Origin of the sequence: Pontibacter mangrovi, assembly GCF_006385705.1 — a bacterium.
In the GTDB taxonomy this organism is placed as follows: Bacteria; Bacteroidota; Bacteroidia; order Cytophagales; family Hymenobacteraceae; genus Pontibacter; species Pontibacter mangrovi.
Genome location: NZ_VFRQ01000006.1, coordinates 112,162 through 127,867, shown reverse-complemented (window position 1 = coordinate 127,867; position 15,706 = coordinate 112,162). Strand labels below are relative to the sequence as shown.

Genomic DNA, 15,706 nt, shown 5'->3' with positions numbered 1-15,706 from the left:
TAAGGTGGCGACCGGCTAGCCGTTAGCCCCACGGCTCACAACTTTCTCATGGCTGTCGCGCTTGCCGCGCCTGCCGTCTTTCCCGTCTGCGCCTCTGCCACCTTTTCCGCCCCGCGTGTCAAGCGTGAGGCTGCCCAGTTGCGCGAAATGCATCACCACGCTTAAACTGCCGCCGTCCTCGCCGCTTTCACCGGCGCTTTTCCGGCTTCCAGCCGCGCCATCTGCTCCCTTTGCCGTTACCGTGCAGTCCTTGCCTACATAGGCTACTTTCGCTTCCAGCACACCTTGTTTGGCAGGGGCAAATTTAATGCTGGCCTTATCCCGAAGCACGAGCGTGTCTACATACAGGGTGTTTTCCGCTGCTACGGTGTATACTTCCCCATACCCGATTTCCAGCTTAGGCATACGTTGGGCAAAAGCTGAAGCAGAGATAAAAGCGGCGGCTATAAAAAGGAGTAGCTCGTTTTTCATGCGTTGCGGGGTTTAGGGAGGTGCTTGCTGGTACTTAAGATACTAATTATATAGTATAAAACATATTTACGTATGGAAATTCTTGATGGCAGGAGGGAGGGCGGTTTGGCCTAAGCTTATGTCCTACTGTTTGCCGACGTTCCCGTATGATAGCTGCGAAGTTGAAAACGAAGTGCCCAGGCTTGTTTTATTGTAACTGATTTTGCAATTTATACTTTAAATGTATTATCTAACCTACATACACTTTATGAAAAAAACATACTTGTTGCCGTTTTCGGCAGTGCTTACCGGCCTGTTGCTGGGGGGCTGCGGCTCCTCTGCCAACGAGGGGGCGAATACCGATACGGCCGAAACCGTGGAGAGCCGCGGCCTGGACATAGCCAACATGGACACCACGGTAAGCCCTTGCGAGGATTTTTACCAGTACGCCAACGGCGGCTGGGTCAAAAACAACCCGATTCCTGCCTCCGAGAGCCGCTGGGGCTCTTTTAACGAGCTGGCCGAGAAGAACAACGCGGTGCTGCGCGAGCTTCTCTCTGAGGCCTCCTCCAACGCCGCCTCCACCAAAGGCTCTGCCGCACAACTGGTGGGCGATTTCTACGCCTCGGGCATGGACTCTGTGGCAGCCAACAACGCCGGCCTGACGCCTATAAAGCCGGAGCTGGAGAAAATAAAGGCGGCTAAGAGCACTGATGAGCTCGTGAAGACCGTGGCCGACCTGAAAACCAAAGGCGTCAGCGGCTTTTTTAGCATGTATGTGTCGCAGGATGACAAGGTGAGCACGCAGTATGCCCTGCAGGCCGGGCAAGGCGGATTGAGCCTGCCGGACCGCGACTATTACCTGAAGGACGACGAGCGCTCCAAAACCATCCGCACCGAGTATGCCAAGCACCTGCAGAACATGTTCCAACTGATGGGCGACGACGCGGCTGCGGCACAGAAAAAGGCGCAGACCGTGATGCGCATCGAGACAAAGCTGGCGCAGGCTTCCAAGCCCCGCGTGGAGCTGCGCGACCCTTACGCCAACTACAATAAAATGACCATCCGGGAGTTTACCAGCCAAAACCCGGACCTGAAGGTGGACCTGCTGCTCAACGGCATGGGGGCCACGGCTGCCAAAGAAGTGATCGTGGGCCAGCCCGCCTTCTTTAAGGAACTGAACGGCATGCTGAAAAACGTATCGCTGGAGGACTGGAAAACCTATACCCAGTGGCACCTGGCCCGCACCATGGCGCCCTACCTGAGCCAGGACTTCGTGCAGGAGAACTTCAACTTTTACGGCAAAGTGCTGAGCGGAGCCAAGGAGATGCAGCCTCGCTGGAAACGCGTGCTGCGTGCCACCGACGGGGCCCTGGGCGAGGCGCTGGGCCAGCTGTACGTAGAGAAGACCTTCTCGCCGGAGGCCAAGCAGAAAGCGCTGGACATGGTAACCAACCTGCAGGAATCGTTTAAGGAGCACGTGCGCGACCTGGACTGGATGGGAGAGGAGACAAAGGAGCGCGCCCTGCAAAAGCTCGAGTCCTTTGCCGTGAAGATCGGATACCCGGATAAGTGGGAGGATTACAAAGGCCTGGACATCAACCGCGACTCTTATGCCGCGAATGTGATGCGCGCCAGCCAATTCGAGTTTGAGGATAACATCGGTAAAATAGGCCAGCCGGTTGACCGCCAGGAGTGGTTCATGTCGCCGCCGACGGTGAACGCCTACTACAACCCTACGATGAACGAGATCGTGTTCCCGGCAGGTATCCTGCAGCCGCCGTTCTTCGACCCGAACGCGGATGACGCGGTAAACTACGGGGGCATGGGCGCCGTGATCGGCCACGAGCTGACGCACGGTTTCGACGACCAGGGGGCCAAGTATGACTTTGAAGGAAACCTGAAAGACTGGTGGACAGAAGGGGACCTGGAGAAGTTTAACGCCCGCGCCGAGGCCGTGGCGAACCAGTACGATCAGTACACGGTGCTGGACAACCTGCATGTAAACGGCAAACTGACGCTGGGCGAGAACATTGCTGACATCGGAGGCCTGAACATCGCCTACACTGCGCTGCAGAAGGCGCTGGAGAAAAAGAACCCGGGCAAGATAGACGGCCTGACGCCGGAGCAGCGTTTCTTCCTGGCCTGGGCACAGATCTGGCGCGTGAACATGCGCGACGAGGCGCAGAACCAGCAGATCCTGACAGACCCGCACTCACCAGGCCGCTTCCGTACCAACGGGCCGGTGGCGAACATGCCGCAGTTCTACGAGGCTTTTGGCTGCAAGGAGTCTGATGCCATGGTGCGCAACGGCGAGGAACGCATCAAGATCTGGTAAACGTAAGAAGTACACCACTAAAAAGGAGCTGCTTTGGGGCAGCTCCTTTTTTATTTGGCGCAAGTATAAATTACTCGGTCACGGTTTTTATAGTATGGGGCACTACCTGGCGCGGCCAGTCAGAGCCATCTACGGGTTCCTTCTCTATTTTCTCTACCGCATCCATGCCTTCCACTACTTCCCCAAAAACAGTATACTCCGTATCCAGGCCGGGCTCTCCGCCAAGGGTCAGGTAGGCCTGTTCCTGCTCCGGCGTATAGTCTATGCCATGCTTCTGCTCGTAGGCAAGCAGCTGCTCTTTGCTAACGGGCTCCCCGGTCACAATATAAAAGTTATGCGACGAGGACTCCTTCTCAGGATTTCGGTCGTCGCCGTAGCGGGCCATGGCCAGTGCGCCGCGCTTATGGATGTGTTTGGGGTTAAACTCCTGCGGAATTTTATAGGCGCCCTGTTTCATGGTGCGCCCGTCGGAGTCGCCGCCCTGGATGGCAAAGCCTTTAATCACCCGGTAAAACTCGCCCTGGTTGTAAAAGCCATACTTGGTGAGCCGGACAAAATTGGCCCGGTGCAGCGGCGTGTCTTTGTACAGGCGCACTTTTATGTCGCCGTGGCGGGTGCTGATCACGGCCAGGCTGTCGGGGTGGCTTTGGCCGTAGGCCTCCAGCTTCTCCACCACGTTTTCGGTTGTCAGCGGCTCCAGGGTGTCCGGCTCTTCTTCGGCGGCCACGGAATCTGTTGCCTCAGCGTCGGCCTTATCGGAGGAGTTTTGGCAGCTAAGCAGCGGCAGCAGGCAGCCCGCCAGCAGTAGTGCCCGGCTAAAACAGGATGAAAGTGTTTTTTTCATGGTGCTACGATGGTCTTGTGTGTTTAAATATAAGCTTTTTTACCCACACAGCAGCAGGTTTTACCTCGGGCGCAGCAGGTGTATACTTTACAAATTGTACCCATCTAATATCTTTAAATTGATGTTATCCCAATTAAATGCAAACACGTACAGATGCGGTTGCGGTGTTTGTAACAGGGGGTGCAGCAGGCAAGGCAGGCGGATAAAACACAAATTGTGAGTGCAAATATTTTAACAAGAAAATATAGCCGTCAGGGGAGCCAGGGCATTTTTGCTCAAATGTGGATAACTATTTTCAGGAGGTGGTTTGGTGATAACATCCTATATTGTTACATTAGAATTATGTTCTATTACTAAATTATTATCTCACCTTAATTTTTTTTCTCACATGAAAAACAAATTACACTTCAAAAGTTTAATGCGCTCCATGATGATGGGAGCAGCTGCCGTAACCTTTTCGTGCACTTTCACGGCTTGCGACAATGAGTCGGGAGATGTGGCTGAACCGATGGCTGAGTTTCAGGCTGAAAGTCAGAATGGTGCAATTATAGAGGGGCAGTACATAGTTGTATATAAGGATGGTGCCAACCTGCGCCTCAGCGATGACGCATCGTATGAAAAGCGCGTGGAAATGGTGCGCGAGGCGAGCAAGAGCATCCTTGCCGAGAACGGCATCAGCAACTATAAAGTAGAGCAGGCTTTTGGAAAAGCGATTAAGGGCGTAGCCCTGAAGATTACGGCTGAGCAAGCTGCCAAACTGGGCCAGGACCCGCGTGTAGCCTACGTAGAGCCGGACAGAATCGTGATGCTGGCGAAGCCATCCAAGCCAGGTGGCGGCGGCGGCTCTACCGGCCAAACCGTGCCTTACGGCATTACCCGCGTGGGCAGCGCCAGCGGTGCAGGCAAAACAGCCTGGGTAATCGACACAGGCATCGACCTGGACCACCCAGACCTGAATGTTGACGTGGCCCGTAGCGTCAGTATGTTCACCTCAGGCAGAGATGCAGGCACAGCCGACGACATGAACGGGCACGGCTCGCACGTGGCAGGAACCATTGCAGGCAAAAATAACAGCGAAGGCGTGTTAGGCGTGGCCTACGACGCTACCGTAGTGGCCGTGAAGGTGCTGGACTCCCGCGGCAGCGGCTCTTACTCCGGTGTAATTGCCGGTGTGGACTATGTGGCTTCTAATGGCAAGTCTGGCGACGCTGCCAACATGAGCCTTGGCGGGCCGATATCACAGGCGCTGGATGACGCCGTGGTGGCAGCGGCCTCTAAAGGCATTAAGTTTGCCCTGGCGGCAGGTAACGAAAGCGCGCACGCAGGCGAGTCTTCTCCGGCACGTGCCAACCATGCTAACATTTACACCGTGTCTGCCATGGATAACACCGATACCTTTGCCTACTTCTCTAACTATGGCAACCCGCCGGTAGACTATTGCGCTCCAGGCGTGAACATCAACTCTACCTGGAAAGACGGAGGCTATAACACCATCAGCGGTACGTCTATGGCTTCGCCGCACGTGGCAGGTCTGTTACTGCTCGGCAACATCGCCACCGACGGGTATGTGAAAAACGACCCGGACGGCAACGCAGACCCGATCGCACACCACTAAGTATAAAGTTTAAAGTGAGCTTTAAGAGGGGCGGCCATTGGCCGCCCTTTTTTATTTTAGCTGCTTCCGCATCACGTAGTCGTTCATCCAGTAGGGCCCTATGGCGATGTCTACCTGCTCGTGCACCTGGTAGCCGCAGCGTTCATAAAAGGTTTTAGCCTTGTTATAGCGGTTCACGTTCAGGTCCAGTGCCCGGGCGCCGCGTTTCTGTACCTCCTGCTCCACGGCCTGTAGCAGCTGCCTGCCCATGCCCTGCCCCTGCAGTTGCGGCAACAGGTAGATCTTGTTGAGCTTATAAAGCTTGGCGCTTGCGTCCTTTTCCGAAAAGGAAGCAAAGCCAAGGGCCTGCCGGGCATCCTCTACCAGCAGAAAGGTCTGGCCTTCCAGCATCTGCTTTGCCAGCGCATCGTGGCTGTAGATCACCTCAAACATATAGTCTATCTGCTCTTTGGTGAGGATGCTGCGGTAGGTGGGCTCCCAGGTGGCCTCTGCCAGTTGGATCAGGGTAGGGATGTCGGCCTCCGAGGCCGGGCGGATGCGGTAGGTTGAGCTGCTCATGGGTATAGGTTAGCGACAGGTGCAAGATAAGGGCTGCGGGTATAAATGCCAACGGAGGCCATACTTTCAACTCACCCCGGAAATCCTATCTTTGTCTGGTAAGCGTGCGTATCAACTCAAAAAAAGCAGAAAGTATGAAAGCAGTATACTTAGAGGATATCAACAAGCCCTTTACCATCATAGAAAAGGAGAAGCCGGTTCCGGGGCCGGGCGAGGCAGTGGTGCAGGTAAAGGCCGCCGCCCTTAACCGCCGCGATGTGTGGATACAGAAGGGCCGCTACTTCATCAAAAAATATCCCGCCATACTTGGCTCCGACTGTGCCGGCGTGGTGACAGAATTGGGTGAGGGTGTGGATGCGGACTGGCAAAACCAGGAGGTGATCGTGGACCCCTCCACCGACTGGGGCGATAACCCGCGCGCGCACTCCGAGAAGTATAAGATCATGGGCATGCCCGGCGATGGTGCCTTTGCAGAATATGTGAAAGTGGCTGCCGCCAACCTGTACCAGAAGCCGCTGCACCTGAGCTTTGCCGAAGCCGCTGCGTTGCCCCTGGCCGGCGTAACTGCCTACCGCGCCCTTTTTACCAAATGCCAGCTGCAGCCCGGCGAGCGGGTGCTGGTGACTGGTGCCGGCGGGGGAGTGGCCTTGTGCGCCATACAGTTTGCCCTGGCGGCAGGTGCCCAGGTATGGGTTACGTCCGGGACGGAGGAGAAAATTGAGCTGGCCAAAGACCTGGGCGTGGCAGGAGGCATAAACTATACGCAGGAAAACTGGGGAAAGGAGCTGAAGGCGCTGACTGGCGGCTTTGATGTGATCATAGACAGTGCGGCCGGCGAGGGCTTTGTGCAGTTGGTAAAGCTGGCCAAGCCGGGAGGGCGCATCGGCATTTACGGCGGCACCACCGGCATGATCGGGCAAATAAACCCAGCCGAGCTGTTTTGGAAGCAGCTCTCTGTTTTTGGCAGCACCATGGGCACCATGCAGGACTTTGCCAGTATGGTTAAGCTGGTGGAGGAGAAAGAGATACGGCCGGTGGTAGACATTGTGTTCCCGCTGGAGAAGGCCGAGGAGGCCATGCGCTACATGGAGGCAGGCAAGCAGTTTGGCAAGATCGTGCTGCAGGTGGGGCAGGAAGTATACGTATAAATACTTAATTTGGGGCAGCCATTGGCGCAGCATACTTACCGGAACCAACCATACCCCAACATGACGTATCATACCTTGCCTTGCAAAGGAATCATTGCCGTAGGATTTTTGCTCTTAAGTGCTTGCTCGGGTCCGACGTTTCGCATACTGGAGAAGCCCGTTGTTTTTGACGAGGAGCGGCAGCAGCTTTCGCTGGAGTACATGGAAAGCAGGTATGATCTGCAAAAAGAAGTGGCCTCCATTGAGCCGAAGATGATCGTGCTGCACTGGACGGCCATCCCCACGCTGGAGAGCTCTTTCGATGCCATGAACCCTACGCTATTGCCCGGCTCCAGAACCGCCATCGGCTCTGCCAGCAGCTTAAACGTGGCCGCCCAGTTTCTAATAGACCGCGACGGGACCATCTTCAGGCAACTGCCGGACACAGCTTTTGCCCGGCACGTGATCGGCCTGAACCATTGCGCCATCGGGGTAGAGAATGTGGGAGGAGGAAAGGAAGGCCTGACAAAGGCGCAGCTGAAAGCCAACGAGGCGCTGGTGCGCTACCTGGTGCGCAAGTATGACATTGAGTACCTGATCGGGCATTACGAGTACCAGGACTTTGAGGGCCACCCGCTCTGGAAAGAGGCGGACGCAGGCTATAGAACGCAGAAAGTAGACCCGGGAAAAGCCTTCATGAAAAAGATACGGAAAAGAACAGCGGATCTGGGCTTAAAAGGTTCTCCAAAGGCATCCTCCTAAAGTTGGAGCATATCAAATACTCCTATTAAAGTGATGTTGTATGACGCTCCCTTAAGAGGACTGTTTGCACAAGTATAAAGTATAAAAGAGGGGAGCCGGCTGTTAAGCCGACTCCCCTCTTTTATACTTGCTAAATCTGGTAAATCCTTACTGATTCTCCTGCTGCAGCAGGTTTAACATAAACGCATACTCCAGGGCAGTCTCCTTGTAGCGCTGGAAACGGCCCGAGGCACCGCCGTGGCCTGCCTCCATGTTGGTGTGCAGGAGCAGCATGTTGTCATCCGTCTTCATCTCGCGCAGCTTGGCCACCCACTTGGCAGGCTCCCAGTACTGCACCTGCGAGTCATGCAGGCCGGTGGTAACGAGCATGTTCGGGTAAGGCTTTGCCTCCACGTTGTCGTAGGGCGAGTAAGACAGCATGTAATCGTAGTACTCTTTCTCGGCCGGGTTGCCCCACTCATCGAACTCGCCGGTGGTCAGCGGTATGCTGGTGTCGAGCATGGTGGTCACCACATCCACAAACGGCACGGCCGCGATCACGCCTTTATAGAGCTCTGGCTTCATGTTCACCACGGCGCCCATCAGCAGGCCGCCGGCGCTGCCGCCCATGGCAAACAGCTTGTCCGGGTTGGTGTACTTCTGCTCGATCAGGTACTCAGAGGCGTCGATGAAATCGGTGAAGGTGTTTTTCTTTTTCAGCAGCTTGCCGTTCTCATACCACTGGCGACCCATTTCCTGCCCTCCCCGGATGTGGGCGATGGCATACACGAAACCGCGGTCCAGCAGGCTGAGGCGCACAGAGCTAAAGCTGGGGTTCATGCTGTTGCCGTAGGAGCCGTAGCCGTAGATCAGAGTCGGGTTATTGCCGTTCAGGGCAAGGCCTTTGCGGTATACCAGCGAGATCGGGATTTTAGTGCCGTCCTCAGCCGTGGCGTAGATGCGCTTGGCCTCGTAGTTGCTCGGGGCGAAATCGCCCACGACCTCGTCGCGCTTCAGCAGCTCACGCTCCTTTGTCTGCATGTTAAAGTCGTAGGTAGAGTAGGGGGTGGTGAGGGAGGTATAGCCGAAACGCAGCTCTTTACTGTCAAAATCAGGGTTGTTGCCGATGTAGGCAGTATAGGCCTCCTCATCAAAATCAATGTAGAAATCAGTGTTGGGGTCTTTCCAGCTCTTGATACGGATATTGGTGAGGCCGTTTTTGCGCTCCTGCAACGTTAGGTAGTCTTTAAAGATCTCGATGCCTTCCAACAGCACGTCCTCGCGGTGCGGGATCACCTCTTTCCAGTTCTCCTTGCCCGGCTTGGTGACCGGCGTCTGCATCAGCTTAAAATTGGTGGCCCCGTCCTTGTTGGTTACAATGTAGAAGTTGTCGCCGAAGTGGTCTACGCTGTACTCCAGGCCGCGCTCCCGTGGCTGGATTACCTGAAAAGTGCCGTTGGGCTTGTCAGCGTCCAGGTAGCGGTACTCCTGCGCCATGGTGCTGTAGCTCCCGATCATGATATACTTATCAGACTTGGTTTTGAACACGTAGGTGCTGAAGGTCTCGTCGGCCTCGTGGTAGATCTCCTTGTCCTGTGCGGCGGGCGTGCCCAAGGTATGGCGGAAAATCTTGAAAGAGCGCAGCGCCGGGTCTTTTACCGAGTAGTAAACGGTCTTGTTGTCGTTGGCCCACACGGCCCCGCCCGTGGTGTTGGGAATAGCGTCTGCCAGCAGCTCGCCGGTCTGCAGGTTTTTAAAGCGGATAGTATACTTGCGGCGGCTCACGGTGTCCTCGCCAAAGGCCAGGATCTGGTTGTTCGGGCTCACGCTCAGGCCGGTGGCGGCATAGTAGCTCTGGCCCTCGGCGCGCTCGTTGGCGTTGAGCATCACCTGCTCGTCGGCCTCCTGCGTCCCTTTTTTTCGGGCATAGATCGGGTACTCTTTGCCTTGCTCGTAGCGCACAAAGTACCAGTAGCCGTTGTCTTTGTAAGGCACCGACTCGTCATTTTGCTTGATGCGGCCCACGATCTCATCGTATAGTTGCTGCTGCAGCTCCTGGGTAGAGGCCAGCATGGTGTCGGTATAGGCATTCTCGGCCTCCAGGTAGGCAATCACCTCCGGGTTCTCGCGCTCGTTCAGCCAATAGTAGTTATCCACGCGGGTATGGCCGTGGGTGGTGAGCTGCTTGGGCTTTTTGGCGGCTACCGGAGGTTGTGGCGCAGTGCTGACAACTGTCGCTTCCTGGGTGGTATCGGCGGCGGAAGGGCTGCTCTGGTTGCTTGTGGAGCAGCCGGAGCCGGCCACCAGGCAGGCCAGCGCCAGCACGGCAGAGGCCTTGGGTTTTAGGTATTTCATCGTATGCATTTGGTTAAGGTAGATACTGTTTAATCGGGAGGCTGGTGCCGCCACAGGTCTCTAAATTTATAGAAATTCTGCGGTAAACAAAAGAAGTATAAAGTTATGCATGCAGCGTATTTTTCTGTATCTTGAGCTCATCAACTTAAAACAGAACAACAAGTAACCTATGGCCACACAAGAAGAATTTGAGAGTGCAGTAGCTAAATCTAAAACCCTTACCCAGCGCCCCAGCAACGACGTGCTGCTGAAGCTGTACGCCCTGTACAAGCAGGCCACCGAAGGCGACGTGAACACTGAGCGCCCGGGCGGCTTCGATTTTAAGAACATTGCCAAGTGGGATGCCTGGAAACAGCAGGAAGGCAAACCGCAGGAGGAGGCCCGCCAGGAGTATGTGCAGTTTGTAAACGAGTTGGTGGGCTAAGCCTATGCTGGGATAGCGAATCAAAAAGGGCAGCTACAAAGAGCTGCCTTTTTTACTTTTTAACTTTCCAGAGGTGGCCGCAGTCGTAGCATTTATACTTGCGGCTCATAAACGGCACCGGGAAGCCCAGCAGCAGGTAGCTGATGGAGAACACCGATTTGTTGTACTTCTCCACAGCCACATGGTCGGAGCCGCAGGCAGGGCAGGTAAGCTGGGCCGTGTGCTCCTGCATGGGCGGGGCCATCTCAATAGTATCGTAGTCGAAATGGCCGGAGCCCTCCTGAATCCGGGCAAGTATGGCCTTGGCCTCCATTACGTCGGCCTCGGTTACTTTTAGCTTTACGCCTCCCACCGCCACCGAGTAAAAGGGCTGCACGCCCACAATGTGCTCATCCCCCAGAAAACAGAGGATGCCTTCGGCCTCCAGGCGCCCCTTTAGGATATGCGCCTCGGTGAGGTCGTTAAATGTGGCAATGGTTACGAAGCGTTCAGCCATGAGGGGTTATTTTTTTGGCGGAAGGTCAAAAGCCTTTGCCTCGTGCTCAAAATGCCCTTTGTGCGAGCCGTCGCAGAAGGGTTTGTTCTTAGACAGGCCGCAGCGGCAGATCGACACCAGGGTGCGGCCGCCCAGCCCGTAGCTGTTGCCCTCCTTGTCCACGATCTCAAAATCATCGCCTTCTATCCGCAGCGATCCGTTGTTGTTTACTGTAATCTTTGTTTTTGCCATGGTGTTGTGTTGTTTTGGTATCCCAATATACTCAATTCCGCGGACATCTCTACAAAACGCGCGGGGCAGCCATGACCGGTATAAACAGCAATGGCCCGGGACAAACACCCCAGGCCACTGTATAAAATAAAAGAACCTTATACGGTATTAGTTGCTGTACAGGTACTGGTACGTTTTGCGCTCCCCGTTCGGTGAAGTGACCGTTTGGGTCAGCGGATAGCCGCGCTCATCGTAGGTGTAGGCGTAGCTATACTTGTAGGTTTTCTTGCTGGCGTGCACCACCGTGGTAGCGGCCACCAGGTTGTTGGGGCTGCTGGCGGTGCCGGGCTCGGCCAGTGCCGCAAAAGGGTTTGCGTTGGCATCGAAAGAGTTGGTGGTGGTAGAGAACAGCTTAGAGTCGTTGTTATCGTCTATCACAAACTGCTTCTCCTGCGTATAGTTGCCGTTTGGCAGTACCTCGTAGGTCGTAAAGGACTTCAGCTTTCCTTCTTCCCCGGAGTCTGCGCCTTCAAACAGCGATTTCTTCTCCAGTTTGTTGTTGCTGTCGTAGTCGTAGGTGGCGTAGGCGGTATACTCCAGCTTGCTGCCGCTGTAGTAGGCCATGGTGCTTTTGGTAAGCTCGCCGCTGGTGTTGTAGGCAAAGGTCTGCTGCGAGAGCAGGGCCTTGCTGTCGCCGGTGTAGGTGCTGCTCTTCAGGATGCGGCCTTTGGAGTCGCGCTCATACTTCTCGAAGCTTTCCAGGTCACCGGTCTCCACGTCGTAGTGGTTTACCTGGCTTAGCTGCTTGCCGGAAAAATTATAAGAGGTTACTTCGGCAGAGTCTGCCATAATGTGCGAGATCATACCCTGCTCCAGCATTGGCTCAATCGATGCTTCTCCTTCCTGCTTTTCGCAGGAACTAAACGCCACCACGCCTAACATCAGCATGGCAGGCATAAATTTGTTTCTCAGTTTCATGTGGGCTAAAAGTTGATTTGATGAAACAACACTTGCCGGCTGCCTTTGCCTGCAAGTTTTCCTGAGAACGCTAATCGATTTTAAATAATTGCACTTAGGCTAAATAAATTCGTAGGCGGTGACGCTATGGAAGTATGTTATAACTATTCAAGTTGTTGTTTATTAATTAATTAGTATCATTACTTGGCTGGAATAAAAAATTATAAAAATTTGTCTTTTTTATAAAAATATGATATTCTAAATATTTTATACTTTCGTGTTTTTAGTTTAAACTGGCAGACTGGGCGATGTTGAGGAGCTCGTCGCCGGCATCGATATTATGGCGTAATTCTTCTTTCAGGTTCACGGTAACGCGCAGCGCCTTCAGTCCCTGCACCCCCTGCAAATCCTCCACGTCCAGGTGCTCCACCTCATCCTGAATGTATCCCTCCGAGCGGAGAAACTCCAGGTAGCGCAGGTATTCCTGGGCTGCTTTCTGCTGGGTATACACAATGGCGATCTTACCCGGCTGCGTCAGGCGCTCCTGCGTTCCCATCACGTTGGCCTTGTCTATGCGCTTTTTGATGATTTCATAACTGATGTTGTTGGCCCCCTCCACGTCAAACTTCTTCTCATCCAGGCGGTAGCGGATGGAGATAGGGTCGGAGTGCACCAGGATCAGCTGCGTGATCTCGAGCGGCAGCTTCAGGCTGGCGCGCAGGTTCTGTATGCGGCGGGCAATCTCGCAGGTGAGCATGAGCTGCCACAGGCGCATGTTTTTGAGGTACAGCGGCTGAAAGTCGCTGTTGCTGAGCAGCGAGGAGCCGATGTAAATATTATACTCCAGCCCGTCGGTTTTATACTTCTCAAAATAGTGCGGAAAGATCTGCTGTGCCTTCTCTTCCTCGCGGTCCAGAAACGTAGAGATCGTCTCGTTGATCATGAAAAGGCTTTCCTCGTAGGCGCGCCGCTTGTTATAGACTGCCTTGTAGGGGTTGTTGGTGGCTGCGCGATAGGCCTGTATGGCCGGTATGGACGCCGGCTCTTTCTTCTGGAAGTACTCAAACAGGGGCTCAATCTCGGTGCGCAGGAAATCCAGAATCACTACTTCGTAGCCAGAGCTCAGCTCGTTCAGGATATTCTGCGAGAGCTTGTCGATTTTATAGAGCAGCTCATCCAGGATGGGCAGCGGCATTTTGTCCTTCACCGCCAGGATCACCTCCTTGGCCAGCACCAGCTGCTCGAGCATGTCGCCCTGTATGGCCTTGTTGCGCTCTGTGGCAGAGCTGCGCACATCCGAGGAGCCGTACAGCGGGTAAATGTCGCGGAAGATGATAGGCTCTATCTCGGGGCTGGGGTTGCGCTCCATTTTCTCCAGCAGGTTAATGGCTGCCTGCGTAAAGCGCCACTCCACAATCGGGTGAATCGCGGTATACTTCTCTTTGATGATGCTCTGGATGCTGCTGCGCAACTCGTCCAGGCTGCGGTTCATGGCCAGCGCGAAAAGCGGCAGAATCTCCTTCAGGCGGATGGTGGAAAGGGCGTTGAGCTCCCCGGGAATAGGCGAGGCCAGCTCCATCAGGCCGATCGTAGTGCCCTCATACTGCAGCGGCGCAATAATCAGGTTGCGCAGCCCTGCTTCCAGGAGCTTTGTTTCCATGCGGGTAGGGTTGGGCAATACCTGCAGGTCCTCTACCACCACGGTTTTCCCTTCTTTTAGCACCGGCTCGTAAACCGATCCCCTTAAATCCGCCAGCGAAAGCTCGCAGTCCTGCGTCAGCACCAGGCCGCTCCAGATACGGCGCGCGTAACTGGTGTCGAACTCGCGCAGGTTAGGGCAGGAGGCAAAGCCGAGGCGTATGTCCGGCAAGCCAAACAGCACCCGCAGCTTTTGCTGCAGCTGCTCAAAGCCCTCCTCCGTGCTGACAGACTCTTTATCCAGCAGGTCGTACCGAAGCGAAGAAATGGTCACTTCCATCGTCACGTCCGTCATGTCATAGATGGCAAAGCCGCTAAACTCAAAGTTCTCGGGGGGCAGCACCTGCAGCCACAGGTCCAGGTCGTTGTAGCGGTTTATCAAAAAGTTGATCTGCTGGGGCTTCAGGGGCTTTATCTCGCCTTTGGCCCGCACCTGCATAAACTTCAGGTCAATGTCCACCTTGTAGTGGCGGGGCAACCGCGTAAACTTATCATACACGGTAAACACAAAAGGGTCCTCCACTACAAAGTTTGCCTTGTAGAAAGTAGCCAGAATGATGGTGTAGGCCTGCAGCGTGAGGCGGTAAAGCAGCGCTTTGCGGCTCAGGTTCAGCTTCTGAGAGGAGTCACCATCGCTCAGCAGGTTCAGCTCCTCCAGCTTGGGTGTGGCATAAAAGCTCTGGAACCTGAACGGGATAGCCACTGCCTTCAGGTCATTTTCCCACAAGGCGCCCGGAAAGATGTCCTCCATCAGCATTTTCAGCGTATCCTGATGCTTTTGGATAACGGCAATGTCCTCGATGGTGTCCAGCAGCTGGGGCGTATCGCGCAGCTGTTTTATCATGTCGCGGATGCGGTCGGCGCTGTGGGGGCGGGCCGTTTGCAGCTTCTTCTCCCAATAGGCCATCAGCGGCGCCAGGCTTAGCGACGTTTTAAACGGAAAGTCCTCCACGCTCAGCATGGCATCGTCGCTGCTGCTCATGGTCACCACCGTTTCGTGGAAACTGCTCTTATGGTGTTTACTCATAGACGTTGTCTTTGCCATATCTGCCTGCCATGATTTGTATACATTTAAACGAGGTTTCAACTTTAAAGATGATACAAAAGAGCAGGCATTGCTTGGGATGTGTCGGTAAGGGCTTGGATAGATTATTGCCGGGTGTCGGTAAATTGTCCAGCCATAAACATATCTTTGGCACAATATTTACGGAATTGGCTTGTTAAAGTTTGTACCACCACACATCAAAAGCACTATGAAGGAAAAAATGAGATGGCTGCTGGCCGCCCTCTTCGTTCTTGTAACGGCGGGCATGGCAGAGGCGCAGTCGCAGCTGGAGAAAGACCTGGCAGACCTGCGGACCTGGATGCAGCAGCGCAGCGCCCAGGCCGACAGCACCCTTGCCGCGGAGTGGCCCACCATTAAAAAAGAATATGAGGAGCTTACCTACAGCCTCGATCACAACACAAAGAAGCTGTCGGAGCAGTCCAGGAGCGAGTATAACGGCTACAAGCAACGCTACCAAGCATGGGAGGAGCGGCACGAGGCCGAGCTGGTAAACCTGGATAAAGAGGAGCTGGAGCGCTGGGAACGTCAGATGGCCGGCACAGCACAGATCGGTAAAATAAAGCCGGTGCACCTGCGGGATGCCTTTACCCGGTCGCTGGAGTATACCCGCGTGAACCGGCAGGAATGGAGCCTGCGCGACTGGGCGTATGCCGAGTTTGTGAGCGGCGAGCTGAACGCCCGCAAGCAGGAGGTGCTGGACTTGCTGAGCACCGGCGATAAGATCAAAATTGCGGCGCTGCAGGTGGAGTTCGCTACGCTGCAAAAGAGTCGCCAGGCCAAAGACGCTTACGAGGAGCGAAAAAAGGAGAGGCGCTGATCCCGGCACG

Annotated in this window: 14 protein-coding genes; 6 read left to right on the top strand and 8 right to left on the bottom strand. The window is 54.8% G+C overall.

The window, feature by feature from the left end; all coding sequences use genetic code 11:
• Positions 1–15: 15 nt before the first annotated feature.
• Positions 16–471 (bottom strand): hypothetical protein, encoded by a 456-nt coding sequence (locus tag FJM65_RS12370; RefSeq protein ID WP_140621850.1) that lies wholly within the window; start codon positions 469–471, stop codon positions 16–18.
• Positions 472–718: 247 nt separating this feature from the next.
• Here FJM65_RS12370 and FJM65_RS12365 point away from each other — a divergent pair, with 247 nt between their 5' ends.
• Positions 719–2,788: a M13 family metallopeptidase gene (locus tag FJM65_RS12365; protein ID WP_140621849.1), complete on the top strand. Its 2,070-nt coding sequence runs from the start codon at positions 719–721 to the stop codon at positions 2,786–2,788.
• Between the two features lie 70 nt (positions 2,789–2,858).
• On the opposite strand, the gene FJM65_RS12360 is transcribed toward FJM65_RS12365, so the two are convergent.
• Positions 2,859–3,632, bottom strand: a complete 774-nt coding sequence (locus FJM65_RS12360; RefSeq protein ID WP_140621848.1) for a peptidylprolyl isomerase — start codon at positions 3,630–3,632, stop codon at positions 2,859–2,861.
• A 388-nt stretch (positions 3,633–4,020) separates the two neighbouring features.
• Here FJM65_RS12360 and FJM65_RS12355 point away from each other — a divergent pair, with 388 nt between their 5' ends.
• Positions 4,021–5,247 carry a S8 family serine peptidase gene (locus FJM65_RS12355; protein WP_140621847.1) on the top strand — a complete coding sequence of 409 codons (1,227 nt, stop codon included), beginning with the start codon at positions 4,021–4,023 and terminating at the stop codon, positions 5,245–5,247.
• Positions 5,248–5,298: 51 nt separating this feature from the next.
• On the opposite strand, the gene FJM65_RS12350 is transcribed toward FJM65_RS12355, so the two are convergent.
• Positions 5,299–5,805: a GNAT family N-acetyltransferase gene (locus tag FJM65_RS12350; RefSeq protein WP_140621846.1), complete on the bottom strand. Its 507-nt coding sequence runs from the start codon at positions 5,803–5,805 to the stop codon at positions 5,299–5,301.
• 134 nt (positions 5,806–5,939) lie between these two features.
• Here FJM65_RS12350 and FJM65_RS12345 point away from each other — a divergent pair, with 134 nt between their 5' ends.
• Positions 5,940–6,953, top strand: a complete 1,014-nt coding sequence (locus FJM65_RS12345; RefSeq protein WP_140621845.1) for a quinone oxidoreductase family protein — start codon at positions 5,940–5,942, stop codon at positions 6,951–6,953.
• Between the two features lie 60 nt (positions 6,954–7,013).
• Entirely contained in the window at positions 7,014–7,694 is a 681-nt protein-coding gene (locus tag FJM65_RS12340) for an N-acetylmuramoyl-L-alanine amidase (RefSeq protein WP_140621844.1), read from the top strand.
• Between the two features lie 147 nt (positions 7,695–7,841).
• Here FJM65_RS12340 and FJM65_RS12335 read toward each other — a convergent pair whose 3' ends face one another.
• Entirely contained in the window at positions 7,842–10,028 is a 2,187-nt protein-coding gene (locus FJM65_RS12335) for a S9 family peptidase (protein ID WP_140621843.1), read from the bottom strand.
• Between the two features lie 169 nt (positions 10,029–10,197).
• Here FJM65_RS12335 and FJM65_RS12330 point away from each other — a divergent pair, with 169 nt between their 5' ends.
• The gene (locus FJM65_RS12330) at positions 10,198–10,452 is read left to right on the top strand and encodes an acyl-CoA-binding protein (RefSeq protein WP_140621842.1); all 255 of its coding nucleotides are present in this window, start codon (positions 10,198–10,200) and stop codon (positions 10,450–10,452) included.
• Positions 10,453–10,504: 52 nt separating this feature from the next.
• Here the strand turns inward: FJM65_RS12330 and FJM65_RS12325 are convergent, their stop codons facing one another.
• From FJM65_RS12325 to FJM65_RS12310, 4 genes are all read right to left on the bottom strand, one after another.
• A complete protein-coding gene (locus FJM65_RS12325; RefSeq protein ID WP_140621841.1) occupies positions 10,505–10,948 on the bottom strand; it encodes a putative signal transducing protein in 444 nt (147 codons plus the stop codon).
• A gap of 6 nt (positions 10,949–10,954) precedes the next feature.
• The gene (locus FJM65_RS12320; RefSeq protein WP_140621840.1) at positions 10,955–11,179 is read right to left on the bottom strand and encodes a CDGSH iron-sulfur domain-containing protein; all 225 of its coding nucleotides are present in this window, start codon (positions 11,177–11,179) and stop codon (positions 10,955–10,957) included.
• Positions 11,180–11,326: 147 nt separating this feature from the next.
• Positions 11,327–12,136 carry a hypothetical protein gene (locus tag FJM65_RS12315; RefSeq protein WP_140621839.1) on the bottom strand — a complete coding sequence of 270 codons (810 nt, stop codon included), beginning with the start codon at positions 12,134–12,136 and terminating at the stop codon, positions 11,327–11,329.
• 262 nt (positions 12,137–12,398) lie between these two features.
• The gene (locus tag FJM65_RS12310) at positions 12,399–14,840 is read right to left on the bottom strand and encodes a GAF domain-containing protein (protein WP_140621838.1); all 2,442 of its coding nucleotides are present in this window, start codon (positions 14,838–14,840) and stop codon (positions 12,399–12,401) included.
• A 226-nt stretch (positions 14,841–15,066) separates the two neighbouring features.
• Between FJM65_RS12310 and FJM65_RS12305 the strand changes: the two genes are divergently transcribed.
• Positions 15,067–15,696: a hypothetical protein gene (locus FJM65_RS12305; RefSeq protein WP_140621837.1), complete on the top strand. Its 630-nt coding sequence runs from the start codon at positions 15,067–15,069 to the stop codon at positions 15,694–15,696.
• Positions 15,697–15,706 lie beyond the last annotated feature (10 nt).

Bases quoted from the DNA above. Each gene is read 5' to 3' on its own strand.
- FJM65_RS12355 (WP_140621847.1), top strand. From the start codon at position 4,021: ATGAAAAACAAATTACACTTCAAAAGTTTAATGCGCTCCATGATGATG.
- FJM65_RS12325 (WP_140621841.1), bottom strand. From the start codon at position 10,948: ATGGCTGAACGCTTCGTAACCATTGCCACATTTAACGACCTCACCGAG.
- FJM65_RS12345 (WP_140621845.1), top strand. From the start codon at position 5,940: ATGAAAGCAGTATACTTAGAGGATATCAACAAGCCCTTTACCATCATA.
- FJM65_RS12360 (WP_140621848.1), bottom strand. From the start codon at position 3,632: ATGAAAAAAACACTTTCATCCTGTTTTAGCCGGGCACTACTGCTGGCG.
- FJM65_RS12340 (WP_140621844.1), top strand. From the start codon at position 7,014: ATGACGTATCATACCTTGCCTTGCAAAGGAATCATTGCCGTAGGATTT.
- FJM65_RS12310 (WP_140621838.1), bottom strand. From the start codon at position 14,840: ATGAGTAAACACCATAAGAGCAGTTTCCACGAAACGGTGGTGACCATG.
- FJM65_RS12350 (WP_140621846.1), bottom strand. From the start codon at position 5,805: ATGAGCAGCTCAACCTACCGCATCCGCCCGGCCTCGGAGGCCGACATC.
- FJM65_RS12315 (WP_140621839.1), bottom strand. From the start codon at position 12,136: ATGAAACTGAGAAACAAATTTATGCCTGCCATGCTGATGTTAGGCGTG.
- FJM65_RS12305 (WP_140621837.1), top strand. From the start codon at position 15,067: ATGAAGGAAAAAATGAGATGGCTGCTGGCCGCCCTCTTCGTTCTTGTA.
- FJM65_RS12335 (WP_140621843.1), bottom strand. From the start codon at position 10,028: ATGAAATACCTAAAACCCAAGGCCTCTGCCGTGCTGGCGCTGGCCTGC.
- FJM65_RS12330 (WP_140621842.1), top strand. From the start codon at position 10,198: ATGGCCACACAAGAAGAATTTGAGAGTGCAGTAGCTAAATCTAAAACC.
- FJM65_RS12370 (WP_140621850.1), bottom strand. From the start codon at position 471: ATGAAAAACGAGCTACTCCTTTTTATAGCCGCCGCTTTTATCTCTGCT.
- FJM65_RS12320 (WP_140621840.1), bottom strand. From the start codon at position 11,179: ATGGCAAAAACAAAGATTACAGTAAACAACAACGGATCGCTGCGGATA.
- FJM65_RS12365 (WP_140621849.1), top strand. From the start codon at position 719: ATGAAAAAAACATACTTGTTGCCGTTTTCGGCAGTGCTTACCGGCCTG.